The sequence below is a fragment of the Anaeromyxobacter paludicola genome, assembly GCF_023169965.1.
Taxonomy (GTDB): Bacteria; Myxococcota; Myxococcia; order Myxococcales; family Anaeromyxobacteraceae; genus Anaeromyxobacter_B; species Anaeromyxobacter_B paludicola.
This window is the reverse complement of record NZ_AP025592.1, coordinates 970,822-994,014: the sequence shown is the minus strand read 5'-3', so window position 1 is coordinate 994,014 and position 23,193 is coordinate 970,822. Positions and strand designations below refer to the sequence as shown.

25 protein-coding genes and 5 tRNA genes are annotated in these 23,193 nt (G+C 71.9%); 28 read left to right on the top strand and 2 right to left on the bottom strand.

Going from position 1 to position 23,193, the window contains the following annotated elements:
• Positions 1–21: 21 nt before the first annotated feature.
• On the bottom strand, positions 22–1,416 hold the full coding sequence (locus tag AMPC_RS04615; RefSeq protein ID WP_248344717.1) for a Fis family transcriptional regulator: 1,395 nt from the start codon (positions 1,414–1,416) through the stop codon (positions 22–24).
• Between the two features lie 90 nt (positions 1,417–1,506).
• Between AMPC_RS04615 and AMPC_RS04610 the strand changes: the two genes are divergently transcribed.
• The 11 genes from AMPC_RS04610 to AMPC_RS04560 all read left to right on the top strand — a co-directional run bounded on the left by AMPC_RS04610 (position 1,507) and on the right by AMPC_RS04560 (position 11,493).
• Positions 1,507–2,127 (top strand): HEAT repeat domain-containing protein, encoded by a 621-nt coding sequence (locus AMPC_RS04610; RefSeq protein WP_248344716.1) that lies wholly within the window; start codon positions 1,507–1,509, stop codon positions 2,125–2,127.
• Positions 2,128–2,213: 86 nt separating this feature from the next.
• Positions 2,214–2,714 (top strand): Fur family transcriptional regulator, encoded by a 501-nt coding sequence (locus tag AMPC_RS04605; RefSeq protein WP_404800629.1) that lies wholly within the window; start codon positions 2,214–2,216, stop codon positions 2,712–2,714.
• Positions 2,711–4,768 carry a ferrous iron transport protein B gene (gene feoB, locus AMPC_RS04600; RefSeq protein ID WP_248344714.1) on the top strand — a complete coding sequence of 686 codons (2,058 nt, stop codon included), beginning with the start codon at positions 2,711–2,713 and terminating at the stop codon, positions 4,766–4,768. The genes AMPC_RS04605 and feoB overlap by 4 nt, the downstream gene beginning before the upstream one ends.
• Positions 4,768–4,983: a hypothetical protein gene (locus tag AMPC_RS04595; protein WP_248344713.1), complete on the top strand. Its 216-nt coding sequence runs from the start codon at positions 4,768–4,770 to the stop codon at positions 4,981–4,983. Before feoB ends, AMPC_RS04595 begins: the two co-directional genes overlap by 1 nt.
• A 2-nt stretch (positions 4,984–4,985) precedes the next feature.
• Positions 4,986–5,648 carry a metal-dependent transcriptional regulator gene (locus AMPC_RS04590; protein ID WP_248346400.1) on the top strand — a complete coding sequence of 221 codons (663 nt, stop codon included), beginning with the start codon at positions 4,986–4,988 and terminating at the stop codon, positions 5,646–5,648.
• 107 nt (positions 5,649–5,755) lie between these two features.
• Complete coding sequence (locus AMPC_RS04585) at positions 5,756–6,490, top strand: hypothetical protein (RefSeq protein ID WP_248344712.1); 735 nt, start codon at positions 5,756–5,758, stop codon at positions 6,488–6,490.
• A 61-nt stretch (positions 6,491–6,551) separates the two neighbouring features.
• Positions 6,552–6,842, top strand: a complete 291-nt coding sequence (locus AMPC_RS04580; RefSeq protein ID WP_248344711.1) for a c-type cytochrome — start codon at positions 6,552–6,554, stop codon at positions 6,840–6,842.
• A gap of 66 nt (positions 6,843–6,908) precedes the next feature.
• Positions 6,909–7,202, top strand: coding sequence for an FtsB family cell division protein (locus tag AMPC_RS04575; RefSeq protein ID WP_248344709.1), 294 nt, complete (start codon positions 6,909–6,911; stop codon positions 7,200–7,202).
• Positions 7,199–9,538, top strand: a complete 2,340-nt coding sequence (locus AMPC_RS04570) for a sensor domain-containing diguanylate cyclase (protein WP_248344707.1) — start codon at positions 7,199–7,201, stop codon at positions 9,536–9,538. The genes AMPC_RS04575 and AMPC_RS04570 overlap by 4 nt, the downstream gene beginning before the upstream one ends.
• Before the next feature lie 90 nt (positions 9,539–9,628).
• Positions 9,629–10,951, top strand: coding sequence for a PhoH family protein (locus tag AMPC_RS04565; RefSeq protein WP_248344705.1), 1,323 nt, complete (start codon positions 9,629–9,631; stop codon positions 10,949–10,951).
• A gap of 251 nt (positions 10,952–11,202) precedes the next feature.
• Positions 11,203–11,493 carry a DUF493 domain-containing protein gene (locus AMPC_RS04560; protein ID WP_248344703.1) on the top strand — a complete coding sequence of 97 codons (291 nt, stop codon included), beginning with the start codon at positions 11,203–11,205 and terminating at the stop codon, positions 11,491–11,493.
• 15 nt (positions 11,494–11,508) lie between these two features.
• Here the strand turns inward: AMPC_RS04560 and AMPC_RS04555 are convergent, their stop codons facing one another.
• On the bottom strand, positions 11,509–12,573 hold the full coding sequence (locus AMPC_RS04555) for a diacylglycerol/lipid kinase family protein (RefSeq protein WP_248344701.1): 1,065 nt from the start codon (positions 12,571–12,573) through the stop codon (positions 11,509–11,511).
• Positions 12,574–12,834: 261 nt separating this feature from the next.
• Between AMPC_RS04555 and dnaK the strand changes: the two genes are divergently transcribed.
• The 17 genes from dnaK (at position 12,835) to rplL (ending at position 23,005) form a co-directional block, all read left to right on the top strand.
• The gene (gene dnaK / locus AMPC_RS04550; RefSeq protein ID WP_248344699.1) at positions 12,835–14,742 is read left to right on the top strand and encodes a molecular chaperone DnaK; all 1,908 of its coding nucleotides are present in this window, start codon (positions 12,835–12,837) and stop codon (positions 14,740–14,742) included.
• A gap of 209 nt (positions 14,743–14,951) precedes the next feature.
• The gene (locus tag AMPC_RS04545; RefSeq protein ID WP_248344697.1) at positions 14,952–15,866 is read left to right on the top strand and encodes an ATP-grasp domain-containing protein; all 915 of its coding nucleotides are present in this window, start codon (positions 14,952–14,954) and stop codon (positions 15,864–15,866) included.
• A 57-nt stretch (positions 15,867–15,923) separates the two neighbouring features.
• The gene (locus AMPC_RS04540) at positions 15,924–16,349 is read left to right on the top strand and encodes a hypothetical protein (protein WP_248344695.1); all 426 of its coding nucleotides are present in this window, start codon (positions 15,924–15,926) and stop codon (positions 16,347–16,349) included.
• Between the two features lie 20 nt (positions 16,350–16,369).
• Positions 16,370–17,113: a 23S rRNA (guanosine(2251)-2'-O)-methyltransferase RlmB gene (gene rlmB / locus AMPC_RS04535; RefSeq protein WP_248344693.1), complete on the top strand. Its 744-nt coding sequence runs from the start codon at positions 16,370–16,372 to the stop codon at positions 17,111–17,113.
• A gap of 105 nt (positions 17,114–17,218) precedes the next feature.
• Positions 17,219–17,294 (top strand) — tRNA-Thr (locus AMPC_RS04530).
• A 37-nt stretch (positions 17,295–17,331) separates the two neighbouring features.
• A tRNA-Tyr gene (locus AMPC_RS04525) sits at positions 17,332–17,414 on the top strand.
• A gap of 52 nt (positions 17,415–17,466) precedes the next feature.
• Positions 17,467–17,542: transfer RNA gene (locus AMPC_RS04520), tRNA-Gly, on the top strand.
• Between the two features lie 29 nt (positions 17,543–17,571).
• A tRNA-Thr gene (locus tag AMPC_RS04515) sits at positions 17,572–17,647 on the top strand.
• A gap of 43 nt (positions 17,648–17,690) precedes the next feature.
• Positions 17,691–18,881 (top strand): elongation factor Tu, encoded by a 1,191-nt coding sequence (gene tuf / locus AMPC_RS04510; protein ID WP_248344263.1) that lies wholly within the window; start codon positions 17,691–17,693, stop codon positions 18,879–18,881.
• 48 nt (positions 18,882–18,929) lie between these two features.
• Complete coding sequence (gene rpmG, locus AMPC_RS04505) at positions 18,930–19,085, top strand: 50S ribosomal protein L33 (RefSeq protein WP_248344692.1); 156 nt, start codon at positions 18,930–18,932, stop codon at positions 19,083–19,085.
• 37 nt (positions 19,086–19,122) lie between these two features.
• Positions 19,123–19,198: transfer RNA gene (locus AMPC_RS04500), tRNA-Trp, on the top strand.
• A 134-nt stretch (positions 19,199–19,332) separates the two neighbouring features.
• Positions 19,333–19,731, top strand: a complete 399-nt coding sequence (gene secE / locus AMPC_RS04495) for a preprotein translocase subunit SecE (RefSeq protein ID WP_248344691.1) — start codon at positions 19,333–19,335, stop codon at positions 19,729–19,731.
• 135 nt (positions 19,732–19,866) lie between these two features.
• Positions 19,867–20,445, top strand: a complete 579-nt coding sequence (nusG, locus tag AMPC_RS04490; protein WP_248344690.1) for a transcription termination/antitermination protein NusG — start codon at positions 19,867–19,869, stop codon at positions 20,443–20,445.
• Positions 20,446–20,573: 128 nt separating this feature from the next.
• Positions 20,574–21,020, top strand: coding sequence for a 50S ribosomal protein L11 (rplK, locus tag AMPC_RS04485; RefSeq protein ID WP_248344689.1), 447 nt, complete (start codon positions 20,574–20,576; stop codon positions 21,018–21,020).
• Positions 21,021–21,039: 19 nt separating this feature from the next.
• Positions 21,040–21,744, top strand: a complete 705-nt coding sequence (gene rplA, locus AMPC_RS04480) for a 50S ribosomal protein L1 (RefSeq protein ID WP_248344688.1) — start codon at positions 21,040–21,042, stop codon at positions 21,742–21,744.
• 274 nt (positions 21,745–22,018) lie between these two features.
• The gene (gene rplJ / locus AMPC_RS04475) at positions 22,019–22,543 is read left to right on the top strand and encodes a 50S ribosomal protein L10 (RefSeq protein WP_248344686.1); all 525 of its coding nucleotides are present in this window, start codon (positions 22,019–22,021) and stop codon (positions 22,541–22,543) included.
• Positions 22,544–22,630: 87 nt separating this feature from the next.
• Positions 22,631–23,005, top strand: a complete 375-nt coding sequence (rplL, locus tag AMPC_RS04470; protein WP_248344684.1) for a 50S ribosomal protein L7/L12 — start codon at positions 22,631–22,633, stop codon at positions 23,003–23,005.
• Positions 23,006–23,193: the final 188 nt, after the last annotated feature.

The window sequence follows — 23,193 nt, the reverse complement described above, 5'->3', positions numbered from 1 at the left end:
TCGCGGGTCCTCGTCGAGTCTCTAGCGCGGGCGGCGCGGGCCCGCCGGGCGGCCGGGGCGGGCTCCGCCGGGGCGGGGTGGGCCGGAGCGCGTCCCGGGCGCGCCCGGGCGCGCGGAGGGGCCGGACGGGCGCGGCGGGCCGCGCCGCGGGGCTGCGGCGTCGGAGCGGGTGGCGGGCGGGCGCGCGGCGCCGCCGGCGCGAGGTGAGCTCGGGCGGGGGCCGCCGGCGCGGGGCGAGCTCGGCCGGGGGCCGGAGCGGGGCGAGGACGGAGCGGCGCGGCCGGCGGGCCGGGACGAGGACGGGCCAGCGCCGCCGGGACGTGGCGACCGCGGCCTGGGCGCCGGCGCGGGATCGACCTCGTGCCCCTCGCCGGTGCGGGTGCGCGGGCCCGCCGGGCGGGCCTCGCCGACCGAGAGCTGGAAGCGGCGCGCCAGCGACTCGGCGGCGACGCGCGGGACGGAGAGGCTGCGCGCGAGCGCCGGCAACAGGAACCGGGCCGGGGTGGAGGCGCGCAGCGCCCGGAGGTGCTCGGGCAGGCGCGCCCGCAGGTCGGAGAGGACCGCCGGGAGCACGCCCAGCTCCGCGAGCCGCTCCTCGTCGGCCAGCAGCAGGTGGACGCGCTCGGAGAGCGTGGCGGCCTGCCGCAGCACCTGGCGCCCGCGCTCGGCGCGGATCCGCTCGGCCTCCGGGAGGGCGCCGGCGCGCGCGAGCGCCGCGCCCAGCTCCTCCGCAGAGAGCTCGACGCTCCGGGCGGCGCGGGAGAGGACCCCGCCCGCGGCGCGGACGGCGTGGAGGAGGAGCTCGCGCTCCCGGCGGGCGAAGCCGCGGGAGAGCCCGTGCGCCGCGAGGAGCTTCTCGAGGTCGGCTTCGGCCGGCGGGGCGTCGTCCGGGTGGCGCCAGCCGGCCGCGAGGGCGGCCGTGATCGCCTTCCTGCGCGCCCCGAGCCGGCGCTGGAGCCGCTCGAGCACGGCGCGCCCCTCGGGCAGCAGGAGCTCGTCCAGGAGCGGCAACCCCGGTGCGGGGCTGGCCGGGGTCGACTGCCGATCCCGCGCTCGCCGGACGACCGGGCCGGCGGGCTGGCCGCGCCGCTTGCGCGGACGCCGGGCGGGCTTCTCGCCGGCCGCCGCGTCCGCGCCGGCTTCGGCGACCGAGGCGGCCTCCGAGGCGACCGGGCCGCCCGCGAGCTCCCGCTCGACCGCGGCGGCGGGCGAAGCGCCGCGCGCCAGGTCGGCGAGGGCCCGGGGGCCGAGCGGCCGCGCGGGGGGAGGGTCGGCGAGCAAAGCCCTGGCGGCGAGCAGATCGTCCCAGCCGAGAGGGGACAGGGCGGCGCGCACCTCGGCCGCGGTGGTGGGGCGCCCCGCCTCCGCGCACCAGTCCATCACCCGCGCGATCAACTCGTCGTCCAGCTCTGCCATGGCGCTGCGGAACGTGCGTGAAGGCGCGGTCGGAGTCAAGCGGCGCGAAAACATTGGCGGGGGGCGTCCCGGCGTGGCATGAGTCGAGCGATGGCTCCAGAACCGAGGGAGCAGGGGGGGGCCCTGCTCGCGTTCATCCGCGCCGCGCGGCTCCCTCTCTACCTGATCCTGCTCGCGGCGGTCGGCGTCGCGCTCTTCGGCGGACCCTCGCTGGAGCGGGCGGTCCGCGAGGGCGCGATCGGCAGCTGGGTCCTCGTCCTCGCGCCGGCCCTCGTCGCCACCTTCATCGTCGGGTTCGCGGTGTACCGGTTCGCGCTCGTGAGCGCGGGCCGCTACCACGCCGGCAAGGCCATGGTGCAGGTCGCGCTCATGGTCCTGGTCTTCACGTTCGTGCTCCCGACGTCGCTCGAGCGGTACCGCACCGTCGGCACCGCCCATCCGGTGGACCTCTCGCGCTACCTGCGCGCGCCCGACCCGGACGCGCGGGCCATGGCGGCGGAGCTGACGCGGCACCGCTCGCGCGAGGACGCCTTGTCGTACGTCCCCCGCCTGGTCGGGCTCCTGGGCGACCCCTCGCCCGAGGTCCGCCGGCAGGCCCACGCCTCGCTCGCCTCGCTGGCGGGCGAGGACGCGGGCGGTGAAGGCTCGGACGCCGCCGCGCGCTGGCAGGCGTACTGGGAGCGGCAGGGCGTCCGGTTCGGCACCCGGTAGGCCTGGAGCGGACGGGGCAGGGCGCGCGCGACCCGCATCGGGGTTGCGTCGCCTGCCTGCCTGTGATACTGAGAATCACAATCAACATGTCCAGACAGGCGCAATCGCAACACGAGAGCAGCGAGGCCGGAGCGGACCAGCGCTCCCCGGTGGCACTCCTCGGCACGTTCATCGCCGCCCGCGGGCTGAAGCACTCCCGGCAGCGGGACGTCATCGTCGAGACCTTCTTCGAGATCGGCGGGCACGTGCCGGTGGAGGCCCTGGTCGCCCGGGTGCACGAGCGGGACCGGCGCATCAGCGTGGCCACCGTCTACCGGACCATGAAGCTCCTGGCCGAGTGCGGGCTCGCGCTGCCGCGCCAGTTCGGCGACGGGCAGACCCGCTACGAGCCGGCGACCGCCGGGGCCCACCACCACGACCACCTCATCTGCACCGGGTGCGGCGCCATCGTGGAGTTCGAGAACGAGGACATCGAGGACCTGCAGCTCCGGGTCGCCCGGAGCCACGGGTTCGAGGTGGAGAGCCACAAGCTCGAGCTCTACGGCCGCTGCGCCGCCTGCCGCGCCCGCGGGGAGGGCCGGTCGTGAGCCACTGCCCCTCGCCGGCCGCCGCGCTCGACCGCAAGCAGGTCGTCTCCGCCGCCCGGAGCGTGATCCTGGTCGGCAACCCGAACGTCGGGAAGAGCGTCCTCTTCGGCGCGCTCACCGGCAAGTACGTCACCGTCTCGAACTACCCCGGCACCACCGTGGAGGTGACGCGCGGCTCGGCCAGCATCGCCGGCGCCACCTGGCACGTGATGGACACGCCGGGCACGAACAACCTGCTGCCGATGTCGGAGGACGAGCAGGTCACGCGCGACATCCTCATGTCGGAGCGGGACTACGCCTGCCTGCAGGTCTGCGACGCCAAGAACCTGCGCCGGGGCCTGCTCCTCGCGGTGCAGCTCGCCGAGGCCGGCGTGCCCTTCGTGCTCGCGCTCAACATGTACGACGAGGCGCTCGGCCGCGGGATCGCGGTGGACGCGGCCCGGCTCTCCGAGGAGCTCGGGATCGAGGTGGTCCCCACCGTGGCGGTGCAGCGGCAGGGGCTCCCGCAGCTCTGCGAGAGCCTCGCGCGCGCCCGCCCGTCGCGCTTCCTCGTGCGCTACGACGACGCCATCGAGGCGGCGGTCGCCGCGGTGGAGCCGCTCCTGCCCAGCCACGGCGGCCTGGGGAAGCGCGCGCTCGCGCTGATGGCGATCGTGGGCGATCCGTCGCTCGGGGCGCAGCTCGCCGGGCGGATGTCGGAGGTGGACCTCGCCACGATCGAGGCGGAGCGGCGCGGCCTCGCGGCGCGCTACCCGGAGTCGCTCCGCTTCGTGGTGTCGCGCCAGCGGCTCGCGGCGGTGGATCGGCTCCACGACGCGGTGCTGTCGCGCGCCGGGGCGAGGTCGATGGGCTCGAGCCTCGCCCGCCGGCTCGGCGGCTGGTCCACCCACCCGGTCCTGGGCCTCCCGGTCCTCGCGGCCGTGCTCTTCGCCTGCTACGAGTTCGTGGGCGTCTTCGGGGCCAAGACGGCGGTGGACTTCCTCGAGAACACCGTCTTCTACGAGCACCTCGTCCCCTGGTTCGACCGGCTGGTGCGCCTGCTCGTGCCCGCCCGCGGGGTGCAGGAGTTCCTGGTGGGCCCGGCCGGCGTGCCGTTCCGCGAGCACGGCGGGCTCCTCGTCGGCCGCTACGGCGTCTTCTCGATGGGGCTGTCCTACGGCATGGCCATCGTGCTGCCGATCGTCACCACCTTCTTCCTCGCCTTCAGCTTCCTCGAGGACTCGGGCTACCTGCCTCGCCTCGCCGTGATGGTGAACAAGATCTTCAAGCGGATGGGGCTCAACGGCAAGGCGGTGCTGCCGATGGTGCTCGGGCTCGGCTGCGACACCATGGCCACCATGACCGCGCGCATCATGGAGACCCGCAAGGAGCGGGTCATCGTGACGCTCCTCCTGGCGCTCGCGGTCCCGTGCAGCGCGCAGCTCGCCGTCATCTTCGCGATGCTCGGCGGCGTCACCCCGGGGGCCGCGCTCTGGTTCGCCGGCACGGTGCTGGCGGTGCTCTTCCTCGTCGGCTGGCTCGCCGCCAAGGTGATCCCCGGCCGCGGCTCCGACTTCATGCTCGAGCTGCCGCCGCTCCGGCTGCCGCAGGCCGGCAACATCGCCGTGAAGACGCTGGCGCGGATCGAGTGGTACCTGCGCGAGGCGCTCCCGCTCTTCATCCTCGGCACGCTCATCCTGTGGGGGCTCGATCGGATCCACGGCATCGCCGTGCTGGAGCGCGTCGCCGCGCCGGTGGTGGTGAACCTGCTCCACCTGCCCAAGGAGGCGGCCACCGCCTTCATCCTCGGCTTCCTGCGCCGCGACTACGCCGCCGCCGGGCTCTTCCTGCACTACGAGCCGTTCATGAAGGCCGGCACCATGACCCGCGAGATGAACATCGAGGTCACGGTGGCGCTCGTCACGGTGACCCTGTTCATCCCCTGCATCGCCAACTTCTTCATGATCCTGAAGGAGCGCGGCTGGAAGACCGGCGTCGCGGTGGCGGGCTTCATCCTGCCGTTCGCCATCGGCGTGGGCGCCGTGGTGGACGGGCTCATGCGGTGGCTCTACTGATGGGCGCCCCGGCGAAGCGGCTCGAGAGGTGCCCGCTCTGCGGGACCGAGTTCGACGCGGAGGGGCAGGGCTGCCGCCCGAGCTGCCCCCTCGCCAAGGGCTGCCGCGTGATCTGCTGCCCGTCCTGCACCTACAGCTTCCCCCAGGAGACCGGGCTCGCCGGACGGCTCCGCGGGTTCCTCGACCGGCGCCGCGCCGAGAAGGATCGACCGTGACCATGCAGCAGCACAAGCTCGAGGAGCTCCTCGAGACCGTCTTCACCGAGCGCGAGGCGGGCCGCAACGACGCCGGGGGCGTCCTCGCCAACGCCGGCCACCACGCCGGGGACCGCGCCGAGGGCGACCTCGCCGAGCTGGAGGCCCTCGGCCTGCTGCGCCGCGAGGGGGGGGGCGTCCACCTCACGCCCGCCGGCGAGGAGCGCGCCCGCCTGGTGGTGCGGCGGCACCGGCTCGCCGAGCGGCTCTTCCACGATCTGCTCGAGCTCGGCGAGGCCACGATGGAGAGCCAGGCCTGCGAGTTCGAGCACATCCTCTCGCCGGAGGCGACCGACTCGGTCTGCACGCTCCTGGGCCACCCGCCGACCTGCCCTCACGGCAAGGCCATCCCGCCGGGCGCCTGCTGCAGCGCCGTGGCCAAGGCGGTCCGCCCGCTCGTCACCGGGCTGCCCAGCTTCGAGCTCGGCGCGGCCGGCCGCATCGTCTTCATCGCGCCCAAGTTCCACGACCGGATGGACCGGCTCGCCGCGCTCGGGGTCATCCCGGGCAGCGAGATCCGGCTGCACCAGCGCTCGCCGTCGTTCGTGATCGAGGTCGGCGAGACCACCATCGCGCTCGACCCGGAGATCGCGAGCGAGATCTACGTGAAGCGGGTCGAGGCCTGAGGCCAGTCGACGCCGACCCGACCACCCCCGATTCCCCCGCGGGCGGCGCGCCGCCCGCACCCCGCAGTCACCAAGGACAGAGGCCGCCCGAGCCCACAGCCAGGAGAATGAAGCACCTCGTCACCATCGCCGCACTCGCCGCCGTCCTCGCCCCGCCGCTCGCCCGCGCCGACCAGCGCTACTACGGCGAGACCTACAACGCCTCGATCGCGCCGAAGGGCGCCCTCGACGTGGAGCTCTGGTCCACGCTGTACCAGCCGAAGAGCGGCCACGGCCCCCAGTCCTGGGTGCACCAGCTCGAGCTCGAGACCGGCCTCACGGACCACTGGGACATCGCCCTCTACAACATCTTCCGGTACGAGCAGGGTGACACCACCCGCTACCAGGCCACCCAGGTCGAGTCCCGGTACCGGCTCTCCGACCCCGGCGAGTGGTTCGTCGATCCGGTGCTGTACCTGGAGCTCCGCAAGGAGTGGATCGAGGACAAGCCGTGGGCCGTCGAGGAGAAGCTCATCCTCGGGAAGGACATCGACCGGCTCAACCTCTCGGTGAACCTGACCGCGGAGCAGGAGTTCATCCCGGACGGCGGCGGTCAGGAGCTCGAGTACGGCTACGCGGCCGGCGCCTCCTGGGAGCTGCTCCCCTGGCTCCGCGCCGGCGGCGAGGCGTTCGGCTCCTGGAGGCACAGCACCGCCGAGGACCACACCGCCTCCCAGCACTACGCCGGCCCCGCGATCTCGCTCGCGGTCGCCCGCTCGTGGCTGGTCCTGGCCGCCGGGTTCGGCCTGACCGACGAGAGCGACAAGCTCCGGGCGCGCGCCATCCTCGCCTTCCAGTTCTAGGCGCCGGAATCCCCCACCTGCGGCGCGGCCCCCGCGCCCGCGGCGATTAGGAAGAGGCCCCATGCGAACGACGCTCCTCGCGCTCTCCTTCTCCGCCGTCCTGATCGCGGCCGGCCCGGCCCGAGGCGCCGACGAGGCGCCCGGGCCGGGCCCGGGCCCGCAGGAGGTGGAGCGGCTCTACCGCAAGCGCTGCGCCTCCTGTCACCGGCTGCGCGACCCGGGCGAGCGGACCCGGGCGAGCTGGGCCGACGTGATGGGGCGCATGGCGGCCCGCGCCCACCTCTCGGACGCCGAGCGCGCGGCGGTCCTCTCCTGGCTGCAGTCGCGGGCGAGCGACGGCGGCGCGCGATAGCGGCCGATTACTTTACAGATCCCGGGCCGCTGCTAGCTTTCGGGGCGAGGCCGACCAGGCCGCGCCATGCCCTTGCGCCCGCAGCACAAGTCCCTGCTCGTCGCCGGCGTCGCCGGGGCGTTCCTCGCGTACTCGGCGCTGGAGGGGCGGGGCCTGCGGCAGCACCTGCGGCTGCAGCGCGAGATCCAGGCGGTCTCCACCCGCAACGAGGCCCTCCGGCAGGAGAACCTCCGGCTGCGGCGCGAGGCGCGCGCGCTGACCGGCGATCCGGCCGCCCTCGAGCGCGCCGCGCGGGAGGAGCTCAACTACGTCCGCCCCGGCGAGCTCGTCATCCGGCTCGACGAGGGAGGCGGCCGGTGAGCCGCCGCGCGCCGAGGCCGCCGCGCCCCGCGCCGCCGGCGCCGGCCGCCGCCCCCGCGCCGCTGCACCGCCACGCCGATCCGGGGAGGCCGCCCATCGGCCGGGTGGCCGAGGTGCGCCGCCGGCTCCCGGCGCAGCAGTCGCGGCCGCTCCTCGTGAGCCTGTACGCGGCGATCGCCTGCGAGGGCGGCGTGCTCGGCCCCTCCGAGCGGCGCCGGCTCGGGCGGGCGCTGCTGCGCGGGGTCCCCGCGGCCGTCGCGGCGGCGCTCGCCGGCGCCCTCGCGACCGGCCTCTTCGCCGATCCTTCCCGGCTGCGCGCCCAGGCCGCCGCGCTCGCGGCCCTCTCCCTCGCGCTCGGGGCGGTGCTCTGGCGCCAGGCCCGGCGCGACGGGGCGCGGGCGGCGGGGCTCCGGCACGAGCTCGAGCTGGGCGCGCTCCTCCTGATCGCGGCGCACGCGGTGGCGCAAGCCTCGGAGGGGCTGGACGGCGCGGCCGGCGCGCCGCTGCAGCCGCTCGTCTACCTGGTGCTGGCGTTCCTCGTGGCCTCGTCGTCGCGCCCCGCGAGCCTCGCCGCCGTCGCGCTCGCCCTCGGGCTCGAGGCGGCCGTCTGGTGGGGCCGGGGCGGCGGGCGGGCGGCGCTGGTCGCGGCCCTGGCGCACGCGGCCTTCCTGGCGCTCTTCGCGGTCCTCTACCGCGGGGTGCTGGCGGGCCGGGTGGCCGCGGCGCGGCGCGCCGAGGAGGCCGCCGTGGCCCGCCGCCGGCGCGAGCTCGACGAGCGGGCCCGCGAGTTCCGGCTGCTCGCTCCGGAGGGCGGCGAGGCGGCCGAGGCGCGCTGGGCCGAGGGCGCCGTGGTCGAGCTCGAGGCGGCGGTGCGCGGGGTGGTGGAGGTGGGCGAGCAGGCCCTGCGGAGCCACACCTTCGCGGTCTTCCTCCTGAGCGACGACGACCGGGAGCTCCGGCTGCGCGAGTGCCGCTCGGCGAGCGACCGGGTCGCGCGCGAGCCCATCCCCGCCGGCGAGGGGCCGCTCGGGGCCGCCGTGAAGGGGCGCACCGCGGTGCGGCTCGCCGGCGGCGTGAAGGAGCCGGGCTACTACCTCGACGGCACGCGGCCGGGGGCGCTGCTCGCCGTGCCCATCGTGGAGCGGCGGGGGGATCTCGTCCGCGGCGTGCTGGTGGCCGACCGGTTCGGGGACGAGCCCTTCGGCGACGCCGACGAGCAGCTCCTCGCGCGGCTCGCCACCGAGCTCGTCCGCGCGGTCCAGGCCGAGCGGCTCATGGGCGACCTGCGACGCACCCGGGACGAGAGCGAGCGCTTCTACCAGGCCATCGAGCGGCTCAACCGGACCGCCAAGCCGCGCGAGGTCTTCGACGCGCTCCTCGAGCTGGCCGGGGAGATGATGCCGCTCGACTTCGGCGCCGTCACCCTGTGCGAGGAGTCGGGCGGCAAGCGGGCGCACCGCGTGGTCCGGGCCCGGGCCGGCGAGGAGGCCCGGGCGCTCTCGCAGCTCGAGGGGCTCTGCTTCGAGGACAACCCGGGGCTCGTGTCGGGCGCGGTGCGCCTCTCCTCGAGCCTGCCCGGCAAGGAGCTCAAGGCGGCCGAGGCGATGGTCTTCGACGAGGGGACGCGGCTCAAGGGGCTCGCCTCGCTCAAGGTCATCCCGCTCAAGACCGGCGGCGAGGTGCTCGGCACGCTGGTGGTCGGCTCCCGGCGCCGGGCGGCGCTCGACCCGGTCACGCTGCGGCAGCTGGAGGTGGTCTCGATCCAGGCCGCCGAGTCGGTGCTGCGCGCGCGCCTCTTCGAGCAGACCGAGCGGCTCGCCACCACCGACGGGCTCACCGGCCTCATGAACCACCGCACCTTCCAGTCCCGCTTCGACGAGGCGCTCGGGCTCTCGGCGCGGTACGGGAAGAAGCTGTCCTTCATCCTCTGCGACGTGGACCACTTCAAGAAGGTGAACGACACCTACGGCCACCCGGCCGGCGACGTCGTGCTGCGCGGGGTGGCCCGCATCCTCTCGCGCGAGGCGCGCTCGACCGACGTGGTCGCCCGCTACGGCGGCGAGGAGTTCGCGATCGTGATGCCGGAGACCGACCAGGCCGGCGCCGTCGCCATCGCCGAGCGCATCCGCGAGAAGGTGCAGGGCGCCAGCTTCGAGACCGAGCAGGGGAGCCTCCGCGTGACGCTCTCCCTCGGCGTCGCGACCTGCCCGGACGACGGGACGGTCAAGGCCCAGCTGGTCGAGCTCGCCGACGGCGGGCTGTACTGCGCCAAGCGGAACGGGCGCAACCAGGTGGTCACCGCCGAGGCGGTGCGGGCCGCGCGCCGCGCCGGCTAAGCGCCGTCCGCGGGGCCAGTCTCGTGCTAGACTGCGCGGCGTCGGGCGCGCAGGCGGCGGCCGACCGGCGCGCTGCCAGGGGAACCCGAGTTGAAAAAGAACTTCGTCCTCGACACCAACGTCCTGCTGCACGATCCCCGCTCGATCTTCGGCTTCGGCGACAACGACGTGGTCATCCCGATCCACGTCATCGAGGAGATCGACCAGTTCAAGCGCGACCTCTCGACCCTGGGCCGCAACGCCCGGCAGGTGGCGCGGTTCATCGACGAGTTCCGCGCCCAGGGGCAGCTCGCCGACGGCGTGGCGCTGGGGGAGGGGAAGGGGCGCCTGCGGGTGCTCTTCACGACCCGCCACCTGCCGGCGGAGCTCGCCGACGGCCACGCCACCGACAACAAGATCCTGGCGGTGGCCCTCGACGTCCGCGACCGGGAGCAGGACCGCCCGGCGGTGTTCGTGACCAAGGACACCAACCTGCGCATCCGCGCCGACGCCCTCGGGCTCCACGCCGTGGACTACGACGTGGAGCAGGTGGACCTCGACGAGGTCTGGAGCGGCGTGGCGGAGCTCGACGTCCCCCCCGAGGACGTGAACGCCTTCTACGCGCAGGGCAGCGTGGGGCTCTCGCCCGGGGTGGATCCGCCCCCGCCCAACGCCTTCGCCGTGCTGCGCGACCGGACCAACCCGCAGCACAGCGCGGTCGGCAAGTACAGCGCCTCGCGCCAGGCGTTCGTCCCCCTCATCAAGGCGAGCAAGGAGGGCACCTGGGGCATCCGCCCGCGCAACAAGGAGCAGTCCTTCGCGCTCGACCTGCTGCTCAACGACGAGGTCCGGCTCGTCACCATCGTCGGCAAGGCCGGCACCGGCAAGACCCTGCTCGCCATCGCCGCGGGCCTCCAGAAGACGATGGAGGAGGGCGTCTACCAGAAGCTGCTGGTGTCGCGCCCGATCTTCCCGCTCGGCCGGGACATCGGCTACCTGCCCGGCAGCGTCGAGGAGAAGCTCAACCCCTGGATGCAGCCGATCTTCGACAACGTCGAGTACCTCATGAACCTGTCGCACTCCGAGAAGAAGTCGGGGCGCGGCTACCACGAGCTCATCGACCTCGGGATCGTCGAGATCGAGCCGCTGACCTACATCCGCGGCCGCTCCATCCCGAACCAGTTCATCGTGGTGGACGAGGCGCAGAACCTCACCCCCCACGAGGTGAAGACCATCATCACCCGCGCCGGCGACGGGACGAAGATCGTCCTCACCGGCGACCCCTACCAGATCGACAACCCCTACGTGGACCAGACCAACAACGGCCTCATCCACGTGGTGAACCGGTTCAAGGAGGAGCGGCTGGCGGGGCACATCACCCTGTCGAAGGGCGAGCGCTCGCCCCTCGCCGAGCTGGCCGCGAACCTGCTGTGACCGCCAGACGATCCTCCCGGCCGAAGGCCGGCGCCGGGCGAGCTTCGCCGCAGGCGAAGCGCAAGGGACCCGGCGAACCGGGGCGGGGCCCCGACGGCTTTGCCGACGGGGCGGGGCAGCATGCCCCGTGCAACCTCCGGCTGGCGGGGCACATCACCCTGTCGAAGGGCGAGCGCTCGCCCCTCGCCGAGCTGGCCGCGAACCTGCTCTAGCCTCCTGCGCGGGCCCGCCCCCGGAGTTACGCCCCGTCCATGCACCCCGAGAACCCTGGCGCGCCGGGCAGCCCGGCCATCGCCTACCCGCTCGACTACAGCTTCAAGATCATGGGGCTCGCCGCCGACGACTTCGCCGAGCACGCCCGGCGGCTCGTCGCCGCCGTGGTGGGCCCGGCCGGCGCGCCGCCGGAGCGGGTCCGCGCGCGGGCGTCGAGCGGCGGCAAGTACCACTCGATCACGGTGGTCGCCCGGCTCGAGTCGGAGGAGCAGCGGCGCGGCGTCTACCTGGCGCTGCACCGGGACGCGCGGGTCGTCTACTACCTCTAGCCCGGCGCGGAGCGCCTAGGCCGCGAAGCGCGGGGCGCCGCCGAGCCGGAGGCTGCCCGGCCCGCCGGCGAAGTCCACGAGGTCGATGGGCCGCGGGGCCATCGCGAAGCGGACCTCGTCCCGCCAGCCCTCGGCGTCCCCGCCGACCTGCAGCGGGACCGGGCGCTCGAAGCGGAGCGAGACCGACTCGGCGTGGAAGTCGAGGAGCCCGGGGTGGGAGAAGCTCCCGTCCCAGATCTGGCGCAGGTTCATCAGCACCGACGGCACGCTCACCTGGGTGGCGACGCGCACCTGCATCATGCCGGGGCGCTGGTCGGCGAAGGGGAAGGCCCGGAGCTTGAGGCCGTAGTAGGGGACGGTGCTCGCGGCCGCCATCATGCAGGGGCCGGCGTAGAGCAGCTCGCCCTTGCGGATGGCCTGGCCCACCGGCGCGCCCGTCGCGTCGAGCTGCCAGGCGGCGCGCCCCTCGTTCACGATCTCGCAGTAGGCGGGCCGGCGCTCGGCGAGGTACCGCGGCACGGTCCGGAGGGCGACGGCGAGCCCGTACCCCTGGGCGCCGAGGCCGAGCCGCGAGAGCCGCGTGTCCTTCACGTGCCCCTTCCACCAGTTGTAGTCGTTGATGACGGCGGCATCGAGCCCGACGCCGGCGAAGGGGGTGCGGCGGCCGTTGCAGGTGAGGAGGCCGATGGGCCGCACGAACGGGACCTCGCCGCCCATGTAGCGGCGCAGCGCATCGACGTGACCGTCGGCGCGGGCCCCGACCACCTCGGCCACCGCGTTGCCGGTCCCGAGGGCCAGCACGCCGAAGCGGGGCGGGGGCGCCGAGCGCCGCTCGCTGTGGTCGAGGATGTGGTTCACCCAGGAGACGAAGGTCCCGTCGCCGCCGCCGGTGAACACGGTGCCGTAGCCCCGGCGGATGACCGTGTCGGCGATGCGGCGGGCGTCGTCCGGGTCGCGCGAGAAGAAGAGGTGCTCCTCGGGGACCACGTCCGAGAGCTCCCGCCGCACCCGCCCGTTCACCTGCTTGGCGTTCGCGTTGAGGAGCACGGCCGTCTGGCGGTGCGCCGCGTCGATCCGCATGGCCTGCAACCCTCGCCCGCTGAGCCCGGTGTCTGACATTCGCGTCGTTCCCTGCTCGCAAGGTCGGTGCCACGGTGCGTCAGGGAACGCTTGCTCGTGATATCGGGGGGTTGGGCTGCGAGGGCTCGCCGGGCCGTCCCTCCCGGGCGGGTAGCCAGGGTGGCGATGTGCGTAGCGCGCTTCGCACCGAAAAAGGCGAGCGGCCGGTTTGACACGCGTTCGCGGGGTCTTACCTTGCCCCCGTCCCAGGAGGATTTCTAAATGGCGAAGATCATCGGCATCGACCTCGGCACCACCAACTCGGTGGTCGCGGTGATGGAGGGCAAGGAGCCCGTCGTCATCACCAACGAGGAGGGCTCGCGGCTCACTCCGTCCGTGGTGGCCTACACGAAGGAGAGCGAGCGCCTGGTGGGGCAGGTGGCCAAGCGGCAGGCCATCACCAACCCGGAGAAGACCGTCTACAGCATCAAGCGCTTCATGGGCCGCCGCTACGGCGAGGTCCAGGAGGAGGCGCGCCGGGTCCCGTATCACGTGGTGGAGGGGCCGAACGGCGACGCCCGCGTCGAGATCGACGGCAAGCAGTACAGCGCGCCCGAGATCAGCGCGCAGATCCTGCTCAAGCTGAAGCGCGCCGCCGAGAACTACCTCGGCGAGAAGGTGACCGACGCGGTCATCACCGTCCCCGCCTACTTCAACGACGCCCAGCGCCAGGCCACCAAGGACGCCGGCGAGATCGCCGGCCTGAACGTCCGGCGCATCGTCAACGAGCCGACCGCGGCGGCCCTCGCCTACGGCCTCGACAAGAAGAAGAACGAGAAGATCGCGGTCTACGACTTCGGCGGCGGCACCTTCGACATCTCGATCCTCGAGGTCGGCGAGAACGTGGTCGAGGTGCTCGCGACCAACGGCGACACCCACCTCGGCGGCGACAACGTCGACCAGCTGGTGATGGACTGGCTCATCGCCGAGTTCAAGAAGGACACCGGCATCGACGTCTCGCGCGACAAGATGGTGCTGCAGCGGCTCAAGGAGGCGGCCGAGAAGGCCAAGATCGAGCTCTCCTCCACCATGGAGACCGAGATCAACCTGCCGTTCCTCACGGCGGACCAGACCGGCCCGAAGCACCTCGCCATCAAGCTCACCCGCGCCAAGCTCGAGCAGATGATCGGGCCGCTCGTGGAGCGCTCGCTCGAGCCGACCCGCAAGTGCCTCGCCGACGCCAAGCTCGAGCCGTCGCAGGTCGACGAGGTGGTGCTCGTCGGCGGCTCGACCCGCATCCCGCTCGTGGGCCAGGCCGTGAAGAAGCTCTTCGGCAAGGAGCCGAACCGGTCGGTGAACCCCGACGAGGTGGTCGCGGTCGGCGCGGCCGTCCAGGCCGGCGTGCTCTCGGGCGAGGTGAAGGACATCCTCCTCCTCGACGTGACCCCGCTCTCGCTCGGCGTGGAGACGCTGGGCGGCGTCATGACCAGGCTGATCGAGCGGAACACCACCATCCCGGGCAAGCGGTCGGAGACCTTCTCCACCGCCGCCGACGGCCAGACCTCGGTCGAGATCCACGTCCTCCAGGGCGAGCGCGAGATGGCGCGGGACAACCGCACCCTCGGCCGCTTCCACCTCGAGGGCATCCCGCCGGCGCCGCGCGGCATGCCGCAGATCGAGGTGACCTTCGACATCGACGCGAACGGCATCCTCAACGTCTCGGCCAAGGACAAGGGCACCGGCAAGGAGACCAAGATCACCATCACCCACTCCTCGGGCCTGGCCAAGGACGAGGTGGAGAAGATGGTGGCCGACGCCCACAGCCACGAGGCGGAGGACAAGAAGCGCCGCGAGGAGGTCGAGCAGCGGAACCGGGCGGAGAACCTCGCCTACCAGATGGAGAAGCTGCTCAAGGAGAACAAGGAGAAGCTCGCCGCCGACACCGTGAAGGAGATCGAGTCGGCCGTCGAGGAGGTCCACAAGGTCCGCGAGAAGGGGAGCGCCGACGAGGTGAAGGCCGCCATGGAGCGGCTCGAGAAGGCGAGCCACAAGGCGGCGGAGGAGCTCTACAAGACCGCCACCCCGGGCGGCGACGGGCAGCAGGCGCAGCCCGGCCAGCCGGGCAGCGCGAAGCCGGAGGGCGAGCCCAAGAAGGACGACGTCGTGGACGCGGAGTTCAAGCAGGTCTAGCGGAGGGGGGCGCTCCAGCCGGGGCGCCCCTTGCCCCGCCGGCCCCGCGAGAGGACAATGATGACTCCTCTCCCTCCTGGGAGAGGTGGTGGCGCGCCCAACCGCCTCGGGCGGACCGCGCCCCGTCAGACGGCGACCCGCCAGCCGGGTCGCCGTCGCTATTTCCAGGCCTCGCTTTCGGTGCCCGGCGCCCTTACCATCCCGGCCCGATGCACCTCACCGTCCTCAGCCGGTCGCCGGCCATCTACACCACCCGCCGCCTCGTCGAGGCCGCTCGCGAGCGCGGGCACCGTCCGCGCGTGGTCGATCCGCTCGAGGTCGAGCTGGGGCTCGGCGAGCGGCCGGCGCTCTACCACCGCCACCGCCGCTTCCCCCGCACCGACGTGGTGGTCCCCCGCATCGGCCTCTCGGTGACGCAGTACGGGCTCGCGGTGGTGAACCAGTTCGAGCTCCTCGGCGTGCCCTCCATCAACGGCGCGAAGGGGATCGCCGCGAGCCGGAACAAGATGCGGTGCCTGCAGACCCTGGCGCGCAAGGGCGTGCAGGTGCCGAACACGGTCATGGCGAGCGACGCCTCCAAGCTCCGGCAGCTCGTGAAGCACGTGGGCGGCGTGCCGGTGCTGGTCAAGCTGCTCTCCAGCTCGGACAAGGGCGGCGTCATGATCTGCGAGACGCTGGAGTCGCTGGAGGCGGCGCTCGAGGCGATCCTGGGGCTCGGCCAGAACATCCTCGTGCAGCAGTACCTGCGCGGCCAGGACCTGCGGGCGCTGGTGGTCGGGGGGCGCGTCGTCGCGGCCATGCGGCGGCGGGCGCGGGTCGGGCGCTTCGCGCGGAGCCTCGCCCAGGGCGCCAAGTTCGAGCGGGCGGGCCTCGCGCCGGCGCAGGAGCGGGCCGCCCTCGAGACCGCCCGGATCGTGGGGCTCGACGTCTGCGCGGTGGACCTGCTGGACGCCGACGGCGCGCCGCTGGTCTTCGAGGTGAACAGCTCGCCCGGCATCCGCGACGCCGAGGAGGTCTGCGGCGTGGACGTCGCGGCCGAGGTGATCGCCTGGGCCGAGGCGCGGTTCGAGGCGCCGCCGCGGGCGCGCGCGACGGCCGCGCGGCGGGTGCCTCGAGAGGCTTGAATGGTTGGCCGCTCCCGGCCGTCTCTGCTATAGCAGCGCCCCTCGGAGGTCCCCCGCATGCTGCGCATCCTCGTCGCCACGCTCGCCCTCGCCACCGCCGCCCCGGCCCTCGCCGACGCGGCGTCCGAGGCCGCCGGGAGCTACACGCTCGAGACCGCCGGGACGACGGAGCAGGTGAGGCCGGGCGCGCCCGGCAAGCTCGTCCTCTTCATCCACCCCAAGGCCGGGACGCACGTCCACCCCCAGGCGCCGCTCGCCATCGCCCTCGAGGCGCCCGCGGGCGTGAAGCTCGCCAAGGAGAAGCTCGGGCACAAGGACGCCGTGGATCCGAAGGCCGAGGCGCCCCGCTTCGAGGTGCCCTTCACCGCGGCCGCCGCCGGCCGGTACGAGCTCAAGGCGGCCATCGACTTCTTCATCTGCAGCGACACCTGGTGCGTGAAGCAGAGCCGCGCGCTCTCCGTGCCGGTGGTGGCGAAGCAGTAGCGAAGGGCCAGGCGACCCGCGTGCGCGTCCTCTACGGAATGAACCCGGTGCGGGAGCTCCTCCGCGCCGGCGGGGAAGGGCTCTCGGAGCTCTGGCTGGCGGAGGGGGCCGAGCGCGGCCGCGCCTTCGCCGAGCTCGAGCGGCAGGGGCGGGCGGCGGGCGCCAAGGTGCGGCTCGCGCCGCGCCCCAAGCTCGACAAGCTCGCCGGGACCGGCAACCATCAGGGCGTCGTCGCCGTGGTGGCCGACTACCGCTACCGCGCCCTGGAGGACCTCCTCGACGCCGCGAAGGCCTCCGGCCGCCCGCCGCTCCTGGTCGTCCTGGACGGGATCGAGGACCCCCAGAACCTCGGGGCGATCATCCGTTCGGCGTACGCGCTCGGGGCGCACGGCGTGGTCATCGCCAAGGACCGGGCGGTGGGCGTCACCGGGGCGGCGGCCAAGGCCTCGGCCGGCGCGGTGGAGCACTGCCCGGTGGCCCGGGTCACGAACATCGCCCAGACCATCCTCGCCCTGAAGGAGGAGGGGCTCTGGTCGGTGGCGGCCGTGGCCGGCGGGGACGCCGATATCGCCTCCCTCGACCTGTCCGGTCCGACCGCCCTGGTCATCGGCTCCGAGGGAGAGGGGATCCGTCCGCTCGTCCGCAAGAATTGTGACCACCTGGCCCGCATCCCGATGTCCGGGAAGCTCGGAAGCCTGAACGCCTCGGCGGCGGCGGCCGTCTGCCTTTACGAGGCGGCGCGACAGCGGAATTCTCGTGCTTGACAAGCAGGCGGGCCTCGTTTACAAGCAGCCGCTCCGAACGCGGCAGTCCCGGTTCGGAGCGCGTGGAACCGCCGCCGGCAGCGGGCGGAAAATTCGAACGATTCGGCTGGCGTAGCTCAGCAGGTAGAGCAGCTGCCTTGTAAGCAGCAGGTCGCGGGTTCGAATCCCACCGCCAGCTCCAGTGGCTGGCGGCGGGAGCGGTGAGAGGAAGAGGAGACGGAGGGGTTCCCGAGCGGCCAAAGGGAGCAGACTGTAAATCTGCCGGCTTACGCCTTCGGTGGTTCGAATCCACCCCCCTCCATCAGAAATTCTTTGCGTCGAAGCGGTTTTGCGGTACCTGACACGGAAGGTTTGCGGGAATAGCTCAGTTGGTAGAGCGTCAGCCTTCCAAGCTGAATGTCGCGGGTTCGAATCCCGTTTCCCGCTCCAGTGAGGAACGCAGGACACAATAGGAATAGGCCCACTTAGCTCAGTTGGCAGAGCGCGTCCTTGGTAAGGACGAGGTCTCCAGTTCAATCCTGGAAGTGGGCTCCATCTTCAACCGCAGTCGCAGTCGCCGCCGATACCGGGAGCGCACATGGCCAAGGAAAAGTTCGAACGCAGCAAGCCGCACGCGAACGTCGGGACGATCGGTCACGTGGACCACGGCAAGACGACGCTGACTGCCGCGATCACGAAGGTGCTCGCGCAGAAGGGCTGGGCGGAGTTCAAGGCCTACGATCAGATCGACAAGGCTCCGGAGGAGCGGGAGCGCGGCATCACGATCGCGACGGCGCACGTCGAGTACCAGACGGAGAACCGCCACTACGCGCACGTGGACTGCCCGGGCCACGCCGACTACGTGAAGAACATGATCACCGGCGCGGCGCAGATGGACGGCGCGATCCTGGTGGTGTCGGCGGCGGACGGTCCGATGCCGCAGACGCGCGAGCACATCCTGCTCGCGCGGCAGGTGGGCGTGCCGTACATCGTGGTCTTCCTGAACAAGGTGGACATGGTGGACGACAAGGAGCTGCTGGACCTGGTGGAGCTCGAGGTCCGGGAGCTGCTGACCGAGTACGACTTCCCTGGGAACGAGATCCCGATCGTGAAGGGGTCGGCGCTGAAGGCGCTCGAGGGGGACAAGTCGGAGATCGGCGAGCCGGCCATCCTCGAGCTGATGAAGGCGGTGGACAGCTACATTCCGACGCCGAAGCGCGCGACGGACAAGCCGTTCCTGATGCCGGTCGAGGACGTGTTCTCGATCTCTGGGCGCGGGACGGTGGCGACGGGGCGCATCGAGCGCGGCATCGTGAAGGTGGGCGAGGAGATCGAGATCGTCGGTCTGCGCGCGACCACGAAGACGGTGGTGACGGGCGTGGAGATGTTCCGCAAGCTGCTCGACGAGGGGCAGGCGGGCGACAACGTGGGGTGCCTGCTCCGCGGCCTGAAGCGCGAGGAGGTGGAGCGCGGTCAGGTGCTGGCGAAGCCGGGGTCGATCACGCCGCACACGAAGTTCAAGGGTGAGGTGTACGTGCTGACGAAGGAGGAGGGTGGGCGTCACACCCCGTTCTTCAACGGCTACCGCCCGCAGTTCTACTTCCGGACCACGGACGTGACGGGCTCGGTGAAGCTGCCGGACGGCGTCGAGATGGTGATGCCGGGCGACAACATCTCGGTGGAGGTGGAGCTCATCACCCCCATCGCGATGGAGAAGGAGCTGCGCTTCGCGATCCGCGAGGGCGGCCGCACGGTGGGCGCGGGCGTCGTCGCCGAGGTCATCGCCTAGCCGAGAGGCCGGGCCGCAAGGGCATTCGCAACACAGGAAGAAGGCGTCATGGGAAATCGCACCATCATCACGCTCGAGTGCACGCAGTGCAAAGAGCGGAACTACACGACCACGAAGAACAAGCGCAAGACGCAGGACAAGCTGTCGCGCTCCAAGTACTGCCCCCGGTGCCGCAAGCACCAGGCGCACAAGGAGACGAAGTAGTCCAGGGCGCGCCGGCGACCCCGGCGCGCACCCCCGAAGGCCAGTAGCTCCAACGGCAGAGCAGCGGTCTCCAAAACCGCGGGTTGGGGGTTCGAATCCCTCCTGGCCTGCCAGTAATCGAGGAGGCGAGGCCCGCAGGCACCGGCCTCGGCTCCGATAAACGCGCCGAAGCCCGAGACGAAACCCCCGCGAGGGTGGTATGGTCCGCGGGTTTGCAGCCTCCTCAACGGAACGCGGGTCCCGACAGATGACGACGGAACAGACTCCCGGGGTCGAGCCGAAGCGCCTGGTGGCGATCTTCTACGTGCTCGCCGCCATCTTCCTCGGCATCTTCCTCGAGAAGGTGCTGGGGATCGTCTTCTCCTACGCCCGCTGGAACGACTTCGCGGTCTTCGGCGAGGACTGGACCCTCACCACCGTCATCGGCTACGGCATCGCCATCGCCGCCGCGGTGGTCGCCTGGCGCACCGCGCGCAGCCGCGAGGTCTCCTTCGAGATCGCCGCCGAGCTGAAGAAGGTCACCTGGCCGACCCTGCGCGAGACGCGGGCCGCCACGGTCGCGGTGGTGGTCGCCACCTTCATCTCCGCGCTGCTGCTCGGCGTGTTCGACTTCGTCTGGGCGAGGCTCTCCGAGCTCATCTACTGACCGGCAAGGCCGGTAAACCCGGGGCGACCCGGCGGGCAGGCGAGCCGAGGCGGGGAGGGGACCCCGCTCCCGGCGTTTTTGACTTTGAAAACCAGGCAGCAGGCGGCCTCGGCGGCGCTTACGGAGAAGGGTGTCATGGCCAAGAAGTGGTATGCGGTCCACACGTACTCGGGCTTCGAGAACAAGGTGAAGAAGTCGCTCGAGGAGCGCGTGCGGCAGTTCCACCTCGAGGAGAAGGTCGACGAGATCCTCATCCCCATGGAGCAGGTCGTGGAGATGGTCCACGGGGAGAAGAAGACCTCGAAGCGCAAGTTCTTCCCCGGCTACATCCTCGTCCACATGGAGATGGGCGACGAGACCTGGCACCTCGTGAAGGACACCGCCAAGGTGACCGGCTTCGTCGGCGCGAACAAGCCGCCGGTGAGCGAGGCGGGTGACAAGGCCCGCCGCCAGGCCTGGGAGTACGTGCCGGTCGTGAAGGACGCCGAGGTCGCCCGGCTCACCAACCAGATCTCCGAGGGCACGTCCCGCCCCAAGCCGAAGGTGCAGTTCGAGGACGGCGACCAGGTCCGCGTCATCGACGGCCCCTTCCAGAACTTCAACGGCACGGTCGAGGAGGTCAAGCCCGAGAAGGGCAAGCTCCGCGTGCTGGTCTCCATCTTCGGCCGCGCCACCCCGGTCGAGCTCGACTTCATGCAGGTGGAGAAGACGTAGCTTCGCAGCCGCAGCACCCGCGGGGCCACCCGGTCCCGCGGCGAACCACGAGCGTGGGAGGGCGCGTCAACGCCCGGTAGACCACGCAGGGGCCGCGGCGAGCGCCGCCGGCTCCGGAAGGAAGAGCCATGAAGAAGATCACGGGGCAGGTCAAGCTCCAGATCCCGGCCGGCAAGGCCAACCCGGCGCCGCCGGTCGGCCCGGCGCTGGGCCAGCACGGCGTCAACATCATGGAGTTCTGCAAGCAGTTCAACGCGCAGACCCAGGCCCAGGCGAAGGAGAGCCTGATCATCCCGGTCATCATCACCGTCTACGCCGACCGGTCGTTCAGCTTCGTCCTCAAGACCCCGCCCGCCGCCGTCCTCCTCAAGAAGGCCGCCGGCCTGCACACCGAGAAGAAGAAGGGCTCGGGGGCGCACAAGCCCGGCAAGGAGCTGGTCGGCCAGGTGACGCGCAAGCAGCTCGAGCAGATCGCGAAGACCAAGATGCCCGACATGACCGCCGGCAGCGTCGAGGCGGCCATGAACACCATCGAGGGCACCGCGCGCTCCATGGGGATCGAGATCGTCGGCTAACCGGCGGAGGACGAACGAAATGGCTCACATCGGAAAGAAGTTCAAGGCTGCCGCCGAGAAGGTCGATCGCAACAAGCGCTACAAGCTCGACGAGGCCCTCGGCCTCGTGAAGGCCACCGCGACCAAGAAGTTCGACGAGTCGGTCGACGCCGCCATCAACCTCGGCGTCGATCCCAAGCACGCCGACCAGGTGGTCCGCGGCGCCGTCGTGCTGCCGCACGGCATGGGCAAGACCGTCAAGCTCGCCGTCTTCGCGAAGGGCGACAAGGCCCGCGAGGCCCAGGAGGCCGGCGCGGACATCGTCGGCGCCGAGGACCTCGCCGAGAAAATCCAGGGCGGCTTCATGGACTTCGACAAGGTCATCGCCACCCCGGACATGATGGGCGTGGTCGGCCGGCTCGGTAAGGTCCTCGGGCCCCGCGGCCTCATGCCGAACCCGAAGGTCGGCACGGTCACCATGGACGTGACCCGCGCGGTCAAGGAGCAGAAGGCCGGCAAGGTGGAGTTCCGCGTCGAGAAGGCCGGCATCGTGCACGTGCCGTTCGGCAAGGCCTCCTTCGAGCCCGAGAAGCTCCGCGCCAACTTCAGCGCGATCATGGAGATCATCTTCAAGGCGAAGCCGCAGACCGCCAAGGGCGTCTACCTGAAGAACGTCACCGTGAGCACCACGATGGGCCCGGGCATCAAGCTCGACCTCTCGGAGCTCACGGCGAGCCACGGCTAGTCGCAGCAGGCCTCAAAGGCATTGCCCGGCGGCATGTCGCCGCCGGGTATTCCTGGTTCAAGACAGCGGGCCCGCCGGCCCCTCCCGTGCGAGCAGTCTGGGAGGGACGGTGGCCAAGCGGACCGAGGTGGTCCGACCCGCCGAGACGGGAACGAGTCGTCGCAGCGTCCCCTGCTTGGTCCAGGGGGTTTTCGTACCGGCCGTCCGGCCTGGAATGGAAGCCCAGCACGCCGAGCCCGCACGAGCGGGCCGGTCGGAAAGGTGGTGAATCCAGTTGAATCGGACGGAAAAGGAAGAAGTCATCGGCCAGCTTCACGAGAAGATGGCCAAGGCCAAGGCCGCCATCCTGGCGGAGCCCCGGGGTCTCGACGTCGCCACGGTCACCGAGCTTCGCAGGAAGTGCCGCGAGGCGAAGGTGGAGTACCGGATCGTCAAGAACACCCTGGCCATCCGTGCCGCCAAGGGCACGTCGGTGGAGTCGCTCTCCGACAAGTTCGTCGGGCCGACCGCGCTCATCATGTCGTACGACGACGTGGTGGCGCCGGCGAAGGTGATCGCGGACTTCGCGAAGGATCGTCAGAACTTCGCGATCCGCACCGGCGTGGTGGAGGGCAAGGTCGTCGACGCGAAGGGCATCGAGGCCCTCGCGAAGATGCCCGGTCTGCCTGAGCTTCGTCAGCAGATCGCCAGCATGGTCGCCCAGCCGGCGACGATGCTCGCGCGCCTGCTCAACACCCCTGGCCAGCAGCTCGCTCGCGTCCTCGGCGCTCGCAAGGAGCAGCTCGAGAAGGCGGGCTAGTCGGTACGAGAACCGGCCCGCGCGAGCGGGCCATCACACGCAACCGGGCGGCCTGGCCGCCCGCGACACACGAAAAGAGAAGAAGAAATGGCTGATCTGAATGCGATCGTTGAGCAGCTCTCCGGCCTGACCGTGATGGAGGCCGCCGAGCTCGTGAAGCAGCTCGAGACCAAGTGGGGCGTCTCCGCCGCCGCCGCTCCCGTGATGGTGGCCGGTGGCGCCGCCGCCGCCGCTGCCCCCGCCGAGGAGAAGACGGAGTTCACCGTCGTCCTCGTCGAGGCCGGCGCCAACAAGATCAACGTGATCAAGGAGGTCCGCGCGATCACGGGCCTCGGCCTCAAGGAGGCCAAGGATCTCGTCGAGGGCGCCCCCAAGGAGGTCAAGGCGGGCATCTCCAAGGCCGAGGCCGAGGAGCTCAAGAAGAAGCTCACCGACGCCGGCGCGAAGGTCGACATCAAGTAGCACCCGAAGTTGCTGGGACGCGGCGGGGCGGGGCCGACGAGGCCTCGTCCCGCCGTGCTCTCATTGAGAATTTGACGGATGGGGCGGTTCTCGTTATGAAGCTGCCCCCCATCCATACGAGCGCGCAGGACCCGGCCGGTTGGCCGGGACGATGAGACGGTATGCCGGCCGGGTGCCGGCTCCATGCA